General features: G+C 64.3%; 13 protein-coding genes. 6 read left to right on the top strand and 7 right to left on the bottom strand.

Annotation, left to right across the window (positions count from 1 at the left end; genetic code table 11):
* Positions 1-5: 5 nt before the first annotated feature.
* Entirely contained in the window at positions 6-1058 is a 1053-nt protein-coding gene (locus M7H45_RS10645; protein WP_298216786.1) for a DMT family transporter, read from the top strand.
* A gap of 2 nt (positions 1059-1060) precedes the next feature.
* On the opposite strand, the gene M7H45_RS10640 is transcribed toward M7H45_RS10645, so the two are convergent.
* The 3 genes from M7H45_RS10640 to bioB are packed head-to-tail and all read right to left on the bottom strand — an operon-like array spanning position 1061 to position 6329.
* Positions 1061-4072, bottom strand: a complete 3012-nt coding sequence (locus tag M7H45_RS10640) for a glycosyltransferase (protein ID WP_298216784.1) — start codon at positions 4070-4072, stop codon at positions 1061-1063.
* Between the two features lie 36 nt (positions 4073-4108).
* A complete protein-coding gene (locus M7H45_RS10635; protein ID WP_298216782.1) occupies positions 4109-5359 on the bottom strand; it encodes an adenosylmethionine--8-amino-7-oxononanoate transaminase in 1251 nt (416 codons plus the stop codon).
* Positions 5360-5366: 7 nt separating this feature from the next.
* The gene (bioB, locus tag M7H45_RS10630) at positions 5367-6329 is read right to left on the bottom strand and encodes a biotin synthase BioB (RefSeq protein WP_298216780.1); all 963 of its coding nucleotides are present in this window, start codon (positions 6327-6329) and stop codon (positions 5367-5369) included.
* 103 nt (positions 6330-6432) lie between these two features.
* Here bioB and bioD point away from each other — a divergent pair, with 103 nt between their 5' ends.
* Positions 6433-7101: a dethiobiotin synthase gene (gene bioD, locus M7H45_RS10625; protein ID WP_298216778.1), complete on the top strand. Its 669-nt coding sequence runs from the start codon at positions 6433-6435 to the stop codon at positions 7099-7101.
* Here bioD and M7H45_RS10620 read toward each other — a convergent pair.
* The 3 genes from M7H45_RS10620 to M7H45_RS10610 form a co-directional block, all read right to left on the bottom strand.
* Entirely contained in the window at positions 7098-7982 is an 885-nt protein-coding gene (locus M7H45_RS10620) for a proline iminopeptidase-family hydrolase (RefSeq protein ID WP_298216776.1), read from the bottom strand. The two genes, bioD and M7H45_RS10620, sit on opposite strands and share 4 nt — an antisense overlap.
* Positions 7983-8053: 71 nt before the next feature.
* Positions 8054-8818 (bottom strand): DUF169 domain-containing protein, encoded by a 765-nt coding sequence (locus M7H45_RS10615; RefSeq protein ID WP_298216774.1) that lies wholly within the window; start codon positions 8816-8818, stop codon positions 8054-8056.
* Positions 8819-8834: 16 nt separating this feature from the next.
* Positions 8835-9521 carry a nitroreductase gene (locus M7H45_RS10610; protein ID WP_298216772.1) on the bottom strand — a complete coding sequence of 229 codons (687 nt, stop codon included), beginning with the start codon at positions 9519-9521 and terminating at the stop codon, positions 8835-8837.
* A gap of 115 nt (positions 9522-9636) precedes the next feature.
* Here M7H45_RS10610 and chrA point away from each other — a divergent pair, with 115 nt between their 5' ends.
* The 3 genes from chrA (at position 9637) to M7H45_RS10595 (ending at position 14631) form a co-directional block, all read left to right on the top strand.
* A complete protein-coding gene (chrA, locus tag M7H45_RS10605; RefSeq protein ID WP_298216770.1) occupies positions 9637-10863 on the top strand; it encodes a chromate efflux transporter in 1227 nt (408 codons plus the stop codon).
* 71 nt (positions 10864-10934) lie between these two features.
* Positions 10935-11966: an AI-2E family transporter gene (locus M7H45_RS10600; RefSeq protein WP_298216768.1), complete on the top strand. Its 1032-nt coding sequence runs from the start codon at positions 10935-10937 to the stop codon at positions 11964-11966.
* Between the two features lie 64 nt (positions 11967-12030).
* On the top strand, positions 12031-14631 hold the full coding sequence (locus M7H45_RS10595; protein WP_298216767.1) for a cation-translocating P-type ATPase: 2601 nt from the start codon (positions 12031-12033) through the stop codon (positions 14629-14631).
* 761 nt (positions 14632-15392) lie between these two features.
* Here the strand turns inward: M7H45_RS10595 and M7H45_RS10590 are convergent.
* Positions 15393-16277: a LysR substrate-binding domain-containing protein gene (locus M7H45_RS10590; RefSeq protein ID WP_298216766.1), complete on the bottom strand. Its 885-nt coding sequence runs from the start codon at positions 16275-16277 to the stop codon at positions 15393-15395.
* A gap of 492 nt (positions 16278-16769) precedes the next feature.
* Here M7H45_RS10590 and M7H45_RS10585 point away from each other — a divergent pair.
* Positions 16770-17377: creatininase (locus tag M7H45_RS10585; protein WP_298216764.1), on the top strand; the 608-nt coding region annotated here is incomplete at its 3' end.

The following is a 17377-nucleotide window of genomic DNA, read 5'->3' as shown; positions in this document are numbered from 1 at the left end:
GCCCCATGCCGCGAAGCGGCGTCATCCTCGCCCTCGCCGCCGCCAGCCTGTTCGGCCTCAGCACGCCCTTGGCCAAGCTGCTGCTGGGCGCGGCCGGGCCGTGGATGATGGCGGGGCTTCTGTATCTGGGCGCCGGCGGCGGGCTGGCGCTCACCTTGCTGGCCCGCCGCCGGCTGGGTTTGGCCGTGACGGAAGCGCCGCTGCGCCGGGCCGATCTGCCCTGGCTCACCGCCGCCATCGCCACGGGCGGGGTGTTGGGGCCGGTCTTCCTCATGTCCGGGCTGGCCCGCCTGGACGCGGCCAGCGCCTCGCTGCTGCTCAATCTGGAGGGCCTCGCCACCATGAGCATCGCCTGGCTCGCCTTTCGGGAGAATGTCGACCGCCGGTTGCTAATCGGGGCCGCCGCCATCCTCGCCGGAGCGGCGCTGCTCTCCTGGCGTGGGGGGCCGAGGCTGGATGGCGGGGCCTGGCTCATCGCCCTCGCCTGCCTGTGCTGGGGGCTGGATAACAATCTCACCCGCAGGCTCTCCGGCGCCGATCCCCTGCAACTCGCCATGTTGAAGGGGCTGACGGCGGGGCTGGTGAATCTGCTCCTCGCCTTGGGCCAGGGCGGGGCCTTGCCGGCGGGCGGCGTCATTCTCGCCGCCGGGGTGGTCGGGTTTTTCGGCTACGGGCTGAGCCTCGCCTTGTTCGTGCTGGCGCTGCGGCATCTTGGCGCCGCGCGGACCGGGGCCTATTTCTCCCTGGCGCCCTTTATGGGCGCGGTGCTGGCGCTGCCGCTGGCGGGCGAGGCGCCGAGCCCGCGCCTCATCGCCGCGGGCGGGCTGATGGCCATGGGGTTATGGCTGCACCTGACCGAGCGGCATGAGCATGACCACGCCCATGAAGCGTTGGCGCATGCCCACCGCCACCGGCACGATGCGCATCACCGCCACGCCCATCACCCCGGCGACCCCTCCGGCGAGCCGCATAGCCATTGGCACAGCCACGCGCCGCTCATCCATAAACATCCCCATTATCCGGATCTGCATCACCGCCACGCCCATGGCGGGGGTTAGGCCTACCCCGCCAGCCGGGCGGGCTGGCGGGCCGGGCGGTGCCGCGCCTGCGCCAATATCCGCCCAACCTGCCTGGCGAAGACGGCGGGAGTGTTCTCCCGCGCCAGCCGCTTGAGCGCGCCCTGGCGCAGCCGGGTCCATAACGCCTCGTCGTGATAGAGCCGCGCCACCGCCGCCGCGAAGCCCCGCGCATCGCCAACCGGCACGGCCAGCAACTCCTCGCCATGGCGCCAGCCCAGCTGGTCGGCCAGCAAGGTGGTGACGACGCAAGGCACGCCCATCGCCGCCGCCTCGTAGATTTTATAGGGCGTGCCGGCGGCGACGCGGGTGGGGGCGATGAAAATCCGCGCCCGATCGTAAAGCGGGGCGCTGTCCCCCACCTCGCCCCGCAGGCTCACGCCCGGGCAGGCGGCCAGATCCTCGAAGGAGATTTCCGGCGCCCAATGCCCCGCCACGTTGAGCACTGGCGGCTCTTGCATCAGCCGGGCCAGCTCGGGGTAGATCCGCTTGGCATAATGGCGCAGCGCGTCCTCATTGGGCGCGCCCGGCAGGTGGATGGCTCCCAGAAACAGCAACCCCTCCCGCGCCGCGAAACCCGAGGGGGTGGGGCTGGCGGCGCGGGCCGTGCCCAGCACGGCAACGCGCAGCTGGCCCTGGGCGCGCAGCAATGCCGCCTCTGCCTCGTTCACCGCCAGGGTGAGATCGGGCGTGGGCAGGCCGGCGAACTCGGCGGCCAGGGCGGCGGGAAGGTCGAACGCCTCCCCCTGCAACCGGGCCCAGCTCGCATCCCGGCAGGCGGCCAGCGCCTCCGTGTCCAGCACCAGCGGGAGGGTCCACGCCAGCTTTCGCAATATGCCCTGGGTCCGGTGCAGGTTATGGGTGCGGCCTACCCAGAGCAGATCGTAATAGCCGCGCCGCTCCTTCAAAAATTCCTCCAGCCGGGTGATGTCGCGATCGTATAATGTTTCCGCCCGTTCAGGCATGTCCCCCAGCAGACTCATCATATCATAGGCGGCGCCGTTGATGGGAAAGACATGCACCTCGTACCCGGCGGCGTCGATCGCGTGGACGATATCGTTGGAACGGACGAAGCCGGAGCCGAGCCGGCGCAGCGGCACGGTATCCTCGAGATACAGCACCCGCCGCCGCCCGGGCCGCGCCCGCGCGAACAGCGTGGAATCCTCGCCGGGCGAGTGTTGCTCTTTCAAGAAATCTGGGTGTTTGGCGCGGAAGATCCGCCGGCCCCGGCGCATCAGCGCCATCGAGGCCTCCGAGGTGGCGGCGCTGCCGAATTCCAGATGGGTGAGGCTCACCACCGGATCGTAAAGAATGCGGTAACCCGCCTTGATCATCCGCACGCAGAGATCCGCATCCTCGCAATAGGCGGGGGTGAACGCCTCGTCGAACCCGCCCAGGCGTTTCACCAGCGCGCCACGGCAGAGCAGAAAGACCGCCGAGCCGAAATCCACCTCGCGCAGGAAATTCGCTTCCGGCGCCAAAGGCGGGCCGTCCCGCAGATAGCCGCTGGCGGTGCCGTCGCTCCAGATGATCGAGCCCGCCTCCTGCAAGCGGCCATGGGTGCGGATGATCTTGCCGCACACCGCGCCCGCGTCCCGGCAGGCGCGCAGCCGCCGCAGCGCCGCCGCCACCGCGCCATGCCCCAGCTCGACATCATTGTTGAGGTAGAGCAGCGCCGGAGCCGAGACCTTCTCCAGGGCCTGGTTGCAGGCGCGCAGGAAGCCGAGATTACGCTCGTTGCGGAGGATGATGGCGCCTTCGACATAATCGCCGATGCGCCTGGTCGCGTCGGTCGAGCCGTTATCGACCAGCACGAGCTGGATGCCCCCCGCGTAATTGCGCCGCAGCGAGGCGAGGCTGCGCATGGTCAGCTCGAATTTATTATACGCCACCATGATGACCGCCAGCGCCGGGCGCTTGCAGGCGAAATCCAGTTTCTGGCGGGCGAACAGCGCAAGCTCCGCCCGCGCGGCGCGCAGAAACGCCTCGCGCGCGGGCTGTTCCTCCAGCACCGGCACGCGCAAGGGCGGGGTATGGTCCAGCCCTTCCGCCAGGCCGGTCAGGCGCAGATGGGCGAAGGCGTCCCGCGCCCGCCCCGCGTTCACGTCATCGCGCACCCGCCGGTGCATGTCCCGGTAATAGGCGAGGTCGATATCCGCCGAGGGCTGGCGCAGCTCGAAACAGCCATGCTGGACGAATTGCTGATAGGCGTTGCGATACAGTCCCGCCTCGATCGCCGCGGCGATATCGGGATAGCGCCGGCGGTAGAAACCCTCCGAGAACTGGGCGAGCGGGTCGAAGAGTTCCGGCGTCTTGTTGGTGAGGTAATGATGGATGGCGGCGACATAGCGCCCGCCCGCCACCTCCTCTCGCGCCGTGGGATGCTGGGCGATGTACCAGGCCGGGTCGAAATAGATCGAAGGCGGCAATTCATCCCGGCCCGAACCCAGGCAGGCGAGAAAATGCCCGTAAGGGCCGGGCCCGTCTATCTCATCGGCGCCGATGCCCGCCGCAAGCGCCTGCTCCCGGTAATAATGGCCATCGAAGAGGAAATGCCCCAGCCGCCGCTCCCGCTGGCCGGCGCGCAGATAATGGTCATAGCGCCCGAAACACCCGTGCATTTCCAGGTTTTCCAGCGTCATATCGTCATAAAGCGCGGCATAGAGCGCGTCGTCGAAGAGCCAGTGGGGCGACACGCCGCGCCAGCCATGCTGGCAATAATGATCGAATCCGGAAATATAATGTCCGCCGCGCACCAACTCGGCGACGTCGGGGTTACTGTCTAAATAATAAGTTTCGTCAAAGAGCGGCGAGGGGCTGTGGCCGTTGCGCCCGCCCACCCGCAAATAATAGAGCAGGGCGAATTCCGGCTCCTTATCCGCGCAAAGCGCCCGCGCCTCGGGATAATGATGCAGATACCATCCCCGGTCGAAAACCGCCCAGGCGGGTTTTTCCGGGCAGTCGGGGCGGAGCAGCTCTTTGGCGGGGCGGGGCATTCTGCGCGCAAAGGTTGCATGCGCCGCAACCGCAGGTCAAGCGCTCAGCACCCGGCGGATCGCGCCGGTGAGGCGGGACAATTCCGCCGGGGTGATGGTGAAGGCGGGGGTAAGGTAGAGGATGTCGCGGAAGGGCCGCACCCAGACCCCCTCCGCGATCAACTTTTGGCGCAGCCCTGGCGGGTCCTTGATCTCCGCGAGCTGGACGACGCCGATCGCCCCCAGCACCCGCACATCCCGCACGCCAGGCAAGCCCCGGCAGGGTTCCAGCTCCTGCGCCATCTGGGCCGAGATGGCGGCCACCTGCTCCAGCCGCGGTTCGCGCTCGAACAGGTCCAGCGAGGCGTTGGCCGCCGCGCAGCCCAGCGGATTGGCCATGAAGGTGGGGCCATGCATCAGCGCCGTGGCTGGGCTTGCCGAGAGAAAAGCGGCGAAGAGCCGGTCGCTGGCGATGGTGGCGGCGAGCGGGCTGGTGCCGCCGGTGAGCGCCTTGGAGAGGGTGACGATATCCGGCGCAACCCCCGCCTGGGCTAAGGCGAACAGGCTGCCGGTACGGCCGAAGCCGGTGAAAATCTCGTCGAAAATCAGCGTCAAACCATAATGATCCGCCGCCGCGCGCAGCCGCCGCAGCACCTCCGGCGGATGAAACACCATGCCGCCCGCGCCTTGCACCAGCGGCTCGACAATGATCGCCGCCAGGCTGGCGTGCTCGCGCTCCATAAAGGATTCGAAGGCGGCGATGCTCGCGGCGTCACGCGGCAGGGGAATCACCGGCTGCTCGGGCAACAGCCCCGCGAACAGGCTGTGCATCCCCTCCTCGGGGTCGCAGATCGCCATGGTGCCGAGCGTGTCGCCATGATAGCCGCCGGAAAAGGCGAGAATCCGGTGCCGCCCGCGCTCCCCCTGGTTCAGCCGGGATTGCACGGCGATTTTCACCGCCACCTCCACCGCCACCGAGCCGGAATCCGTGAAGAACACCCGGTTGAGATCTCCCGGCATCAACGCCGCCAGCCGGGTGGCGAGACGGTAGGCTGGCTCATGGGCGAGGCCGCCGAACATCACATGCGGCATCGCCTCCAGCTGCCCGGCCACCGCCGCGCGTATATGCGGGTGGTTATAACCGTGGCAGGCCGTCCACCAGCTGGCGATGCCGTCGATCAATTCGCGCCCGTCTTCCAGAATGATGCGCGCGCCCTCGGTGCGGGACACCGGCAGCGGCAATGGCGCCGTCGCCATCTGGGCGTAAGGCAGCCAGACATGCCGCCAGCCCTCCTCGAGCCAGGACATGGCGAGATTAGCCCTGGGCGGGTTGCAGCCCCAATTTGGCGAACAGCGCCTCGTCGCGCGGCACGGTGGCGTTCCTGGTGGTCAACAGCTTCTCGCCATGGAAAATGGAATTGGCGCCGGCGAGGAAGCAGAGGGCCTGGGCTTCATCGGTCATCGCCTCCCGTCCGGCGGAGAGCCGCACATAGCTGCGCGGCATGGCGATGCGCGCCGCCGCCACGACCCGGACGAAATCGAGCGGATCGATCCGCTCGGCCTTGGCGAGCGGCGTGCCCTCCACCGCCACCAGCGCGTTGATCGGCACGGATTCGGGCGGCACGGGCAGGCTGGCCAGGGCGGCGATGAGCCCGGCGCGGTCGCTCTCATCCTCGCCCATGCCGACGATGCCGCCGCAGCAAATATTGATCCCCGCGTCGCGCACCGCCTCCAGCGTATCGAGCCTATCCTGATAGGTGCGGGTGGTGATCACCTTGCCGTAATATTCCGGGGAGGTATCGAGATTGTGGTTGTAGTAGTCGAGCCCCGCCTCTTTCAATTTGCGGCTTTGCGCGGGGTTGAGCATGCCGAGCGTGACGCAGGTTTCCATGCCCAGCGCCTTCACCCCCTCCACCATCTCGCAAACCGTGTCGAGATCATGCTCCTTGGGGCTGCGCCAGGCCGCCCCCATGCAGAAACGCCCCGCCCCTTTCTCCTTGGCGGCACGGGCCTCCGCCAGCACCGTCTCCACCGCCATCAGCTTGGACGCCTTGGTGCCGGTCTCGTACTCCGCCGCTTGCGGGCAATAGCCGCAATCTTCCGGACAGCCGCCGGTCTTGATGGAGAGCAGCGTGGAGATCTGCACGCGCGTGGGGTCGAAATGGGCGCGATGCACGCTCATCGCCCGGAACATCAGCTCGGGAAACGGCAATTCGAGCAAGGCCGCCACATCGGCGCGAGTCCAGCGGGCGCGGGGTTCGACATGGCTTTCGGGCACGGTGCGACAATCTCCAGGTTATTATGGACCCAAAGGCTAGCCCCTCCGGGGCAGGAAGAAAAGAGCGCATGGGCTTTTCCTGGCAGGACGGGTAAACGGCGCCATGCGAAGTTATTTCGTTACCGCCACCGGCACGGATACCGGCAAGACCTTCTGCACCGCCGGGCTGCTGCGCGCCCGGCCCGGGCTTGGCGCCATCAAGCCGCTGCTCTCGGGCTATGGGGTGGAAGACATCGCCGCCACCGATTCCGGCCGCATCCTCGCCGCCATGGGCCAGCCGGTCACGCCGGAGCGCATCGCCGCCATCACCCCCTGGCGCTTCCGGGCGCCGCTCTCGCCAGACATGGCGGCGGCGCGCGAGGGGCAGGCCATCCCCTACGACCAATTGCTGGAGTTCTGCCGGGGATGGCTCGCGGCGGCGAAGGGCGGCCTGCTGATCGAGGGCGCGGGCGGAGCCGCCGTGCCGCTCACCGCGGCGCGGCTGACCGCCGATTGGATCAAGGATCTCGCCCTGCCCGCCCTCCTGGTTTCCGGCACCTATCTGGGCAGCATCAGCCATTGCCTGACCACGGCGGAGTTTCTGTTGAAACGGGACATTCCCATCGCCGCCGTTTTGTTGAACGAGAGCGAGACCGCGCCGGTCAGCCTGGCGGAAACCGGCGCCGCGCTGGCCCGCTACCTCCCCTGCCCCATCCTGCCGGTGCCCCGCCACGCCGGAGAGACTGATTTCGCGCCCCTGGTGGCGGCGCTGTTTCCGGCGGAGCCGGGCTAACCGCGATGCGCGTCGAGAAAAGCGCGCAATGTCTTTTGATACTCCTCCGGCTCTTCCCAAAACGGCATGTGGGAGCTGTTCTGAAAGACCTTGATGCGCGACTGGGGAAGGTTCTGATGAATGAGACGCGAACAGGCGGGTGTCAGCTCGTCATGCAGCCCGCACATCACCAGGGCGGGCTGGGTGAGGCGGTGTAGGTCCGGCACCCGGTTCCAATCCTTGATCGAGCCGGTATAGCAAAACTCGTTTGGCCCCTGGATGGCGTTGTACGGGCCTTGATTCCAGTCGTCGAGCGAGGCTTTGACGGCTTCCGGCCAGTCTTGCAGCCGGCAGACATGGCGATAATTCAGCACGGCGATCGCGCCTTGATATTCCGGATGGTCGGTGGTGCCCTCGGCCTCATGGCGCTGCATCATCGCCACCGTTTCGTGGCCGAGCGCATAGCGCAGCCGCTCCAGCTCGGTGATGAGATGGGGAATGTTCGCCGCGCCATTCGCCAGGGTGATCGTCTTGAACGCCTCGGGATAAGTGAGCGCATATTCTATCCCCAGCCAGGTGCCCCAGGATTGTCCCAGCAAATGCACGATGCCAAGGTTCAGCCTGGTGCGGACGGTCTCCACTTCCTCCACATAGCGGTCCAGGGTCCATAAGCGGGGATCGGTGGGCCGGTCGGAGGCCCCGCAGCCAAGCTGGTCGAAAGCCACCACCCGGTAGCCGTTTTCGGCAAGAAAGGAATGGCTATCGCGCACATAATCGCATGGCAAACCGGGGCCGCCATTCAGGCAGAACAAAACCTCCGGGCCGGAGCCAAAGGAATAGGCGACAACCTCATGCCCATGGACTGGAACCCGGATCGTCTCGTCAGGCTGGCGATAGGGCAAGGATACCTCCGGCTAAACATAAATTCGGATGAGGAATGTAAGCACGGAGCCCCTCGCGCCGCCAAGCGGATTCATGCCGGATAGCTGGCGCTCATACCCTCGCGCACATCCTGCTGGATGCCATATTGCGGGAAGGGGTAACGCAGGCCGTTCTTCGCCAGCGCCTCCATGCCCGCGAGCGCCTGGACGATATATTCCGGGGGCAGCGCCATCAGCATCTCGTCATCGAGCACGCCGCCGTAACGGCGCTCGGCGAAGCAGGGAATGGAGAGGCTGGGCTTGCGCGTCACCAGCGCCCGCCCCCAGGAATCGGCGCAGGCCGATTCGCCCACCACCCCCCATTCGAAGTTCTTATAGCCCGACCATTGCAGCCCGTTGATGAAATACATCATCGCCCCCGGCGTCGCGTAAAACAGCGCGATATCCGGCGGGTCGAGCCGCCCGGAGGCGAGCGGAGCGACGGCCAGGGCCTGATACTTGCCGTCCGGCACGCAATACATGGCGCGCTGGTGGATGCTCGCATCCTCGACGGTCTTGAACCAGACGCCGACCATATGCTCCCCGGTCATCCAGGCCTCATCCTTGACATTGCCGAGCCCGACCACGGCCCGGCATTGCGATTGCACGAGATCCTCCGCCGTGATGCCGACGGTCCAGCCCAGCCGCGCCGCCTGGCCGATGATCTGGTCGAGCGTATGGATCTTGCCAGGACGGCGGATGCGCGGAATCGCCTCCATCTCCGCCCGGTCCTCGAAGAGCTTCATGCCGAAGGGAATGCTGCGCAGCCTCAGCGTGCGTTCGAGATCCCCCGCCAAACGACTCCAATCGTGACCCATTGATTCCTCCTCTTATTCACGCCGAATGAAACGTGGTGAACTGCTCGACCGGCGCGCGCTCCGAGATGAGCGTGTTCTCCGGCGCCTCCGGGTTGGGATGGCCGAGCGACATGCCCGAAATAAGGATATATTCATCGCCGATGCCGAGCTCCCGGCGCACGACATGGCCATAATTGCACCAGGCCTGCTGCGCGCAGGTCTCCAGGCCATGCAGCCGGGCCAGGATCATAACATTTTGCATGAACATGCCCATATCGAGCCAGGAGCCGTGCAGGAGGCTCCGCTCCATGGTGAAGAAAAGCCCCGCCGGCGCGCCGAAAAACTCGAAATTGCGCAACATGGCGCGCTGCCGCCCCGCCATGTCGTGGCGATCGATGCCATACAGCGCGTAGAGATCGAACCCCACCTTGCGGCGGCGGGCAAGGTACGGCTCCCGCCAGGTATCAGGCGCGTATTTATATTCCTCGTTCACATCACCGGCCCTGGCGGCGGCGAGCACCGCTTGGGAGAGCCTGTCCCGCGCCGCGTCGGTAACGACATGGACCAGCCAGGGCTGGGTATTCGTGCCGGAAGGGGCGCGGGCGGCCTCCGCCAGAATGGAGCGGATCACCTTCTCAGGCACCGGATCGGGCAGAAAATTGCGGATCGAATGCCGGCCCGTCACCGCCTCGATGCCGGACATGCCGTTGGATGAATCTTTCAAGTCAATTTCCTCTGAAGGTTTGCAATTTCCGCCCGCCGCCCGTAGCAAAGGCGCTCCAGCTACCATGAATTCAAAGGACGGCGCCATCCGTCAAGTTCCGCCCGGGAGACGGCAGATGCGCATCGCCGCCGACGACACCATAAGCCGCGCCCCTCCGGCCGGTTCCGCCTTCGAGGTTTTGCAAATCTTCCTCAAGCTGGGGTTGACCTGCTTTGGCGGGCCTGTCGCCCATCTCGGCTATTTCCGCGATGAATTCGTCACCCGCCGCCGCTGGCTGGATGAGCACGCCTATACCGAGCTGGTTGGGCTGTGCCAGTTTCTCCCCGGCCCGGCGAGCAGCCAGCTGGGCTTCGCCATCGGGCTGATGCGCGCCCGCCTGCCCGGCGCGCTCGCCGCCTGGGCGGGCTTCACCCTGCCTTCAGCCATCGCGCTCACGGCCTTTGCCCTCGGCGCGCACCGGCTGGGCGGGGCGGCCGGCAATGGCGTCCTGCATGGGTTGAAGCTGGTGGCCGTCGCCATCGTGGCGCAGGCGGTGTGGGGCATGGCGCGCACGCTTTGCCCGGACCGGCAGCGGGCGGGCATCGCCGTGCTCGCCATGCTGGCGATCCTCTTCAGCGGCGCATCCCTGGCCCAGCTTGGCGTTATTCTCTTCGGCGGGCTGGCCGGGCTGGCGCTCTGCCGCGGCCTGCCGCCCGCCCCCCTCGGCCATCTGGCCATGCCCCTCTCGCGCGGCGTTGGCGGGTTCGCCCTTGCCGCTTTTTTCATTTTGCTTCTCGGCTTGCCGCTGGCGCAGCGGGTGACCGGCTCCCATGCCCTGGCGCTGTTCGACGCGTTTTACCGCTCCGGCGCCCTGGTGTTCGGCGGCGGCCATGTGGTACTGCCGCTGCTGCGCGACGCGATCGTGACGCCAGGCTGGATGAGCGACAGCGATTTTCTCGCGGGCTACGGCGCCGCCCAGGCCGTGCCGGGGCCGCTTTTTACCTTCGCGGCCTATCTCGGGGCGCTCGTCAAACCCGTGCCGCACGGTCTGGCCGGCGCGGCGCTGGGGCTGGCCGGGATCTTCCTGCCGGGCATGCTCATCCTGCTCGGCGTGTTGCCGTTCTGGGACGCCTTGCGCCGCCGCCCCGGCGCCCAGGCGGCCATGCGCGGCGTCAACGCCGCCGTGGTCGGCATTCTGGGCGCGGCGCTCTATAATCCGGTCTGGACCAGCGCCGTGACCGATTCCGCCGATTTCGGTCTGGCCGCCCTCGGCTTCGTGCTGCTCACCTCCTGGAGGGCGCCGCCGCTTCTGGTCGTTTTGCTCTGCGCGCTCGGTGGCGGGGCGCTGGCCTTGGCGGGCTGAACCGGCCTAGCCTTTCATGGGGCCAAGGGCCGTATTTCAAAACCAATTTTTGGTCTATAGAATCGTAACCAATGCAGCCACCGGACCCCTCGCCTCCCCCTGACGAGCGGTTTTCGCCGCAGATTCGCCTCATCGGCTTGAGCGCGGCGCTTCTCATCGGCACGGTGCTCTGCTGCCTGATCGCTCTTCCTTTTCTCGGGGCGCTGACCTGGGCGCTCACTCTGGGGGTGGTGTTCTCCCCCGTTCAGGCCCGGCTGGAGAAAACTCTCCGCCGTCCCGGCCTCGCGGCGCTCATCACCGTATTCGCCGCCATTCTCATCGTCGGAACACCAGCGATGCTGATCATCAACTGGCTGGTGCAAGGCGCCATATCCGGGGCAGCGCTGATCCAGTCGCAACTGGCGAATGGCGGGTTGGAATTGCCGCCCTTCATCGCCCAAATCCAGGCCCAGGTTGATCTGCCTGGATTAATCAGCCGGTTCTCCAACAGCTTGAGCGTGGCGGGCGCCTCGTTCGTCCGCGGGTCGTTCAAGCAAATCGTTGATGTCGTGCTCACATTCTATATGCTCTTTTATTTTTTGCGGGATCGCCATGCCGCTCTGCGTGGCATACGCGAGGTTTTGCCGCTTGGTGAAGGCGAGGCGACGCAGCTTTTCCGGCGCATCGCCGATACGGTCCAAGCCCTTGTCTATGGCACGCTCATGGTGGCGGCGCTCCAGGGGGCGCTGGCCGGGCTGATGTTCTGGATTCTCGGTCTCCCGGCTCCGCTGTTCTGGGGTGTCGTGATGAGCATTCTGGCGATCATGCCTGTACTGGGAACCTTCGTGATCTGGATTCCGCAGGCCATCTATCTGGCCTTGACCGGTGAAGAGGTGAAAGCCGCCATTCTCGCTCTCTGGGGGGCGCTCGTGGTGGGCGAGATCGACAATGTCGTGCGGCCGATTCTCGTCGGCAACCGGTTGAAGCTTCCCACCCTGCCAACGTTCATCGCGATCATCGGCGGGCTCATGGTGTTCGGCATGCCGGGATTCATACTGGGCCCACTCGTGATGACCATCTCCCTGTTCCTGCTTTCGGCCATTCGCCGCCCCGCGGCCCGGTAGGCATCATATGATGTCATCGCAGCAAATCCCTGATCCCGCGCCACCCAAGACGGCGTGGCATGCCTTGAGCGCCGAGGAGGTTCTGAGCCGCCTGGAGAGCAACGCGGAGCGCGGCCTGACGGAAGCGGAGGCGCAAGCCCGCCTGCGCCGCTATGGCCCAAACCAGATCCAGGAAGGGAAGCGGCGCAGTTATCTATCCGTTCTTCTGGGACAATTCACCGATTTCATGATCCTGCTGCTCATCGCGGCATCCATTATCTCCGGCGCTATTGGTGACATCGAGGACACGGTCATGATCCTGATGATCGTCCTGCTGAGCGGCATTGCCGGAAGCATTCAGGAGTGGCGGGCAACCACCGCGATATCGGCGTTGCGGCGGCTGGCGGCGCCGCAGGCGGTGGCTCTGCGCGGCGGCCATGCGCGGACCTTGCCCGCCAGTGGGCTCGTGCCTGGCGATATTGTCCTGCTGGAGGCCGGGCAATCCGTTCCCGCGGATATCAGGCTCCTCACGGCGAGTGAATTGCGCGCCAATGAAGCCACCCTCACGGGCGAATCGATGGGCGCCGAGAAACAGACCGCGTCTGCCTCCCCCGACGCGCCGCTGCCGGACCGGCATGACATGGTCTATAAGGGGACAACGATTTTACACGGCCATGGCCGCGGAATTGTCGTCGCCACCGGCATGGAAACGGAAATCGGGCGGATTGCCTCGATGTTGACCTACGCGGAGGGCACCCAGACCCCTCTGCAACGGCGTCTCGCGAAATTCGGCCGCCAAATCGCGACGCTCGCCGTCGGGATATGTTTGCTTTTCTTTGCCGTCGGCCTGTGGCGCGGCGAGGCGCCCGTGCAGATGCTGCTGACGGCGATCAGCCTCGCCGTCGCTGCGATCCCCGAGGCCTTGCCCGCCGTCGTCACCGCGTTGCTCGCGCTCGGCGCGGCCCGCATGGCCCGCCAAAACGCCTTGGTCAGGCGCCTGCCCGCCGTCGAAACCCTGGGCTCGGTCACCACCATCTGCACCGATAAGACCGGCACCTTGACGCTCAACGATATGTCCCTGACCCGGATCTGGATACCAGGCCTGGAACAGCCGGTGGAAGATTTGGATATCGACGATCCCGCCCGGGCGGCTTTGCTGGAAGTCGCGGCGCTCTGCACGGATCTTGCCTGGGATGAGAACGGAACTCCTTTGGGTGACCCCACCGAGGTCGCGCTCTGGCGCGCCGCGCAAGCCGCCGGATTGGGACCGAGAATGGCGGGCCTGCGGCGCCAAATGGAAATTCAATTCGATTCCGTTAGAAAAAGAATGACTGTGCTCTATCGCGACGCCGGCCATTCTTTGGTGTGCAGCAAAGGCGCGCCTGAAACTATTTTGCCTCTTTGCGCGACCATGGCCAGCCCAAGCGGACCAGTGGCCCTGCGGCAGAACGAGATCAGCGCGGCAGCCGCCAGGATGGCCGAGGCGGGACTGCGGGTCCTCGCCGTGGCGCGCGCCACGATCCCGCAACCGCCGCGAACTCCTGAGGAAATGGAGGCAAAGCTTGAATTTCTAGGCCTTGTTGGCCTCGCCGACCCGCCCCGCCCGGAGGCGGCGCCAGCGGTCGCGCTGTGTAGGCAGGCCGGGATACGGCCGGTCATGATCACCGGCGATCATCCGGTGACCGCCAGCGCCATCGCGCGCGCGGTTGGCATTTTGGGAATGGGCGGGCAGGTGATCACCGGAACGGAACTCGCCGCCCTGGACGATCCGGCGCTGCGCCGGAGGGTGAAGGAGGTGAGCGTATTCGCCAGGGTCGATCCCGAGCAAAAAATAAGAATCGTGGCCGCGCTCCGCGCGAATGGGGAGAACGTTGCCATGACGGGGGATGGCGTCAACGACGCCCCGGCATTGGCGCTGGCGGATATCGGCATCGCCATGGGGCGGGGCGGGACCGATGTTGCCCGCCAGGCTGCCAGTCTCGTGCTTTTGGACGATAATTTTGCCACCATTGTCAGCGCCGTGCGCGAGGGCCGTCGTATTTATGACAATATCCGCAAATTCGTCTGCTTTGTGGTTGCCTGCAACTCGGCTGAAATCGGTGCGATCTTTTTGGCCCCGCTTTTAGGAATGCCCGTGCCGCTCCTGCCGGTTCAAATTCTCTGGGTCAATCTCGTCACGGACGGGTTGCCGGGATTCGCGCTTGCGGCCGAGCCGGCCGAGCCGGATGTCATGGCCCGCCCGCCCCGCCCGCCGCGCGAGGGATTGCTTACCGGCGAGCTTATGCGGGAGATCGCCTGGAGCGGCGTGATCATGACGGGCATTACCCTGCTGACGGAATTCGTTGCGATCCGCAATCATAATTCGCATTGGCAAACGATGGTGTTCACGGTGCTGACCATTATCCAGATGTGGCAGGCCCTCTCGGTCCGGTCATTGCGCCTGTCCCTCTTTCAGTGTGGATTGCTGACCAACAAGCCGCTGCTCGGCGCGATTGGCCTGACAATTCTCCTTCAGCTTGCGGTAATCTATTTCCCCCCTTTCACCCATGTCTTTCACACCAGCCCGCTCAGCTTGGCGGAGCTGGGCATCTGTTTCATTGCCTCCAGCTTGATCTTCATTGCCTCGGAACTTGCGAAAGCGACGCGCAGGCGAAGCATGCGACGCGAAGCCCGCCCCGCCGCCTGAAGATGGCATATTGAGACCCTTGGGCTCGGAAATCATTTGGTCTGCGGCGGCGGTGCCGGCCCAACCCGGCCAGCAAAAATTCGCCCCTTTTGCCGACCACGGTTTTTGCCCGCCAATGGCGTGCCATGGGTGATGAAAGTGAGAACTGGAAGCTAGATATGCTGGAGGTGCGACCTCGGGCGGCGGCGTAGATCAAATTTGGATCCTATTGCAGACAACTAATCTGCAATAGCTCAGATTTAATCTGACATTTGGTGTTGGTTTTCGTAGGCTGGAGCCGGTGGGCGGGCGCGTTTTTCACCCAAGGCAGGAACCGCGTCCGCTCACCGGCGGAGACGGAGAACCAAGATAACGAAGGAACAGAAGATTATCCGCGCCAAGGTCGGCCTGCTGGAATTGGCCATTTGTTTGTTGTGACAACACAAGGTTAAGAACATAACCATAAAGATAACGCCGAGCGCCGCCAGCTTGTCAGCCACGCGCCACGACGGCCTCACCATAGCTCTCCACTGGCTTACCGCGACTTTGGTGGTGCTTCAGTTTTTGCTTGCGGAAACCTGCGATTCTTTCCCAAACCGGCCCGGCACTTGATGATCGTGGGGCATATTTCCTTTGGATTGGTGCTGGCGGCGGTGTTTGGAGCGCGTCTGCTGTGGCGCGCCACGCCAGGGCGCTGGTATCATCTCATGCGCGATGACGTGCTTCGACTGCCCCGCCCGGTCTCTGCGGAAGGCGGCCGCGCAGGACCATGAGGCCGGGCGTTATGCCGATCCTGTCGCGCCACTTAACCACTCGAAGAAAATACTGACAGGGCCACCATCGAGCGACTCACGGCAGACCGCAAAATAATTATACTCATCGTTGATCGTACGATCGGATAATTTAACGAGGCGCCCGGTCTCCAGATCATCCTGAATGATGGCTGGGGGGCAAAGCGCAACCCCCTGGCCCGCGAGCACTGCGGCCCGCAGCAGGTTGAAATCCTCGAAGATGATGTCTGCCGCCGCGCCGGTCTTTGTCGGATATGCATCGCCAAGCCAGGCGCGCCAGCCTGCCGTATCTGTATCATGCAGCAGATTGCAGCGGGCAACATCGTCGGTGTCGTTCAATCTTGGGTGGCTGTCGACAAAACTTTGGCTGCAAACTGGCACGCTCGCGCCGGACAGGATTTGTATCGCATGCATCTTCGGCATAACGGGCATGTCTCTTGCATAAATAATCGCGATATCAACATCCTCAAAGTTAATCTCATGGCCAAAAATGGCGTAAATAATCTTCAGGTCGATTTTTGGCTCAAACTCGCGAAAGAGCGGGAGCCTGGGGATCAGCCAGCAAATCGCAACCGAGGGAATAACCGCAACCGTTAGTTGCTGATTTTTGTTTTTTCGGCGTACATCCTGGCAAGCGTGGTCAATGTCGGAAAACGCGAGGCGCAGTGCGCCGGCCAACGAAACCGCGTGAGCGGCAAACTTAAGCTGCTTTCCACGCCGCTCGAACAGGCCTATCCCGAGCCATTCTTCAAGATGCCGCATCTGATGACTAATCGCTGATGGCGTGACGCTCAACTCTTCGGCAGCGCCGTAGAACGTTCCATGCCGGAACACCGCGTCAAATACCTTTAGAGCGTTTAACGGCGCATACCCCACCCTCGGCCCCTTTTCCTTGAGATTTTCTCACTATACGGTGAGATTTTCTCCTTTGACAAGCGGTTTCTATTGAATAAAACTAAATATAGCATGTCCTGAACGCCTTGGAAATATCCGCAGCGCCAACGCTAACGACGGTTTTCCGATGTCTCCGTGGATGTTGCGGCCGGGGGGTGGAGCCGGATTTTCCGGTGCAAGAGTTAAGCAAGCAAGGATTAAACGGGAAATGGAAAAGTCTACAAACAAAAGAAAATATCTATTGCTAACAAGTGGTCGTGAGCCAAACCCCGCTCTCCGAGAGCAAGCCTGAACGAATCGCTTTAGCCTTATCGTTGTGTGCTGGGGCGGGGTTTTCAGGCGGGACAACGTTTTGCGTCTTTTATGGCAACGCGTAGCAGAAAGCCGGGCCAATAACCGGTCAATTAAGATAAAGCGCGCGAGACGGCGGATCGCCGTTTTCAATACGAGGAACATGTTCTTATGGTTAACGTGATGATCGATGAATTGGCGTGGACCGAATACCGCCGCCGCGTGGTTGACGAGCGCCAGCCTGTGTTGATTCCGTTGGGGGCGTTAGAGCAACACGGGCCGCATATGTCGATGAACCCGGATGTAGTCATCCCCTCTGCCATTTCTACTGCCGTGGCAAGGAACATTGGCGCTCTCGTCGCGCCGGCCTTCGCATATGGCGCCAAGTCGCAGCAGAAGAGTGGCGGTGGCAATCATATGTGTGGCACCACCAGTCTGGACGGGCACACGCTGAGCCTCGCGCTGAAGGATGTCCTGAAGGAGTTTGGCCGCCATGGCGTGCGCCGGATTGCCGTGATCAACGGTCATTACGAAAATCTTCCCTTTGCTACCGAGGGGGTTGAGCTCGCGATTCAGGAACTCAAATGGAGCGGCATAGATGATTTTCGGGTGATCATCATCTCCTACTGGGACTTCGTGACGCAGGAGACGATCAAGAAGGTTTTCCCTGACGATTTTACGGGATGGGATGTCGAGCATGGCGGCATACTCGAAACATCGCTGATGCTGCATCTGAAGCCGGAAATGGTCGATATGTCGCTGGCGCCCATTCAGGCACCGGCAAAATTCCC

Source organism: Acidocella sp., from assembly GCF_027352905.1.
Taxonomy (GTDB): Bacteria; Pseudomonadota; Alphaproteobacteria; order Acetobacterales; family Acetobacteraceae; genus Acidocella.
The sequence above is the reverse complement of the archived record's forward strand: the minus strand, read 5'-3'. Positions and strand labels throughout refer to the sequence as shown.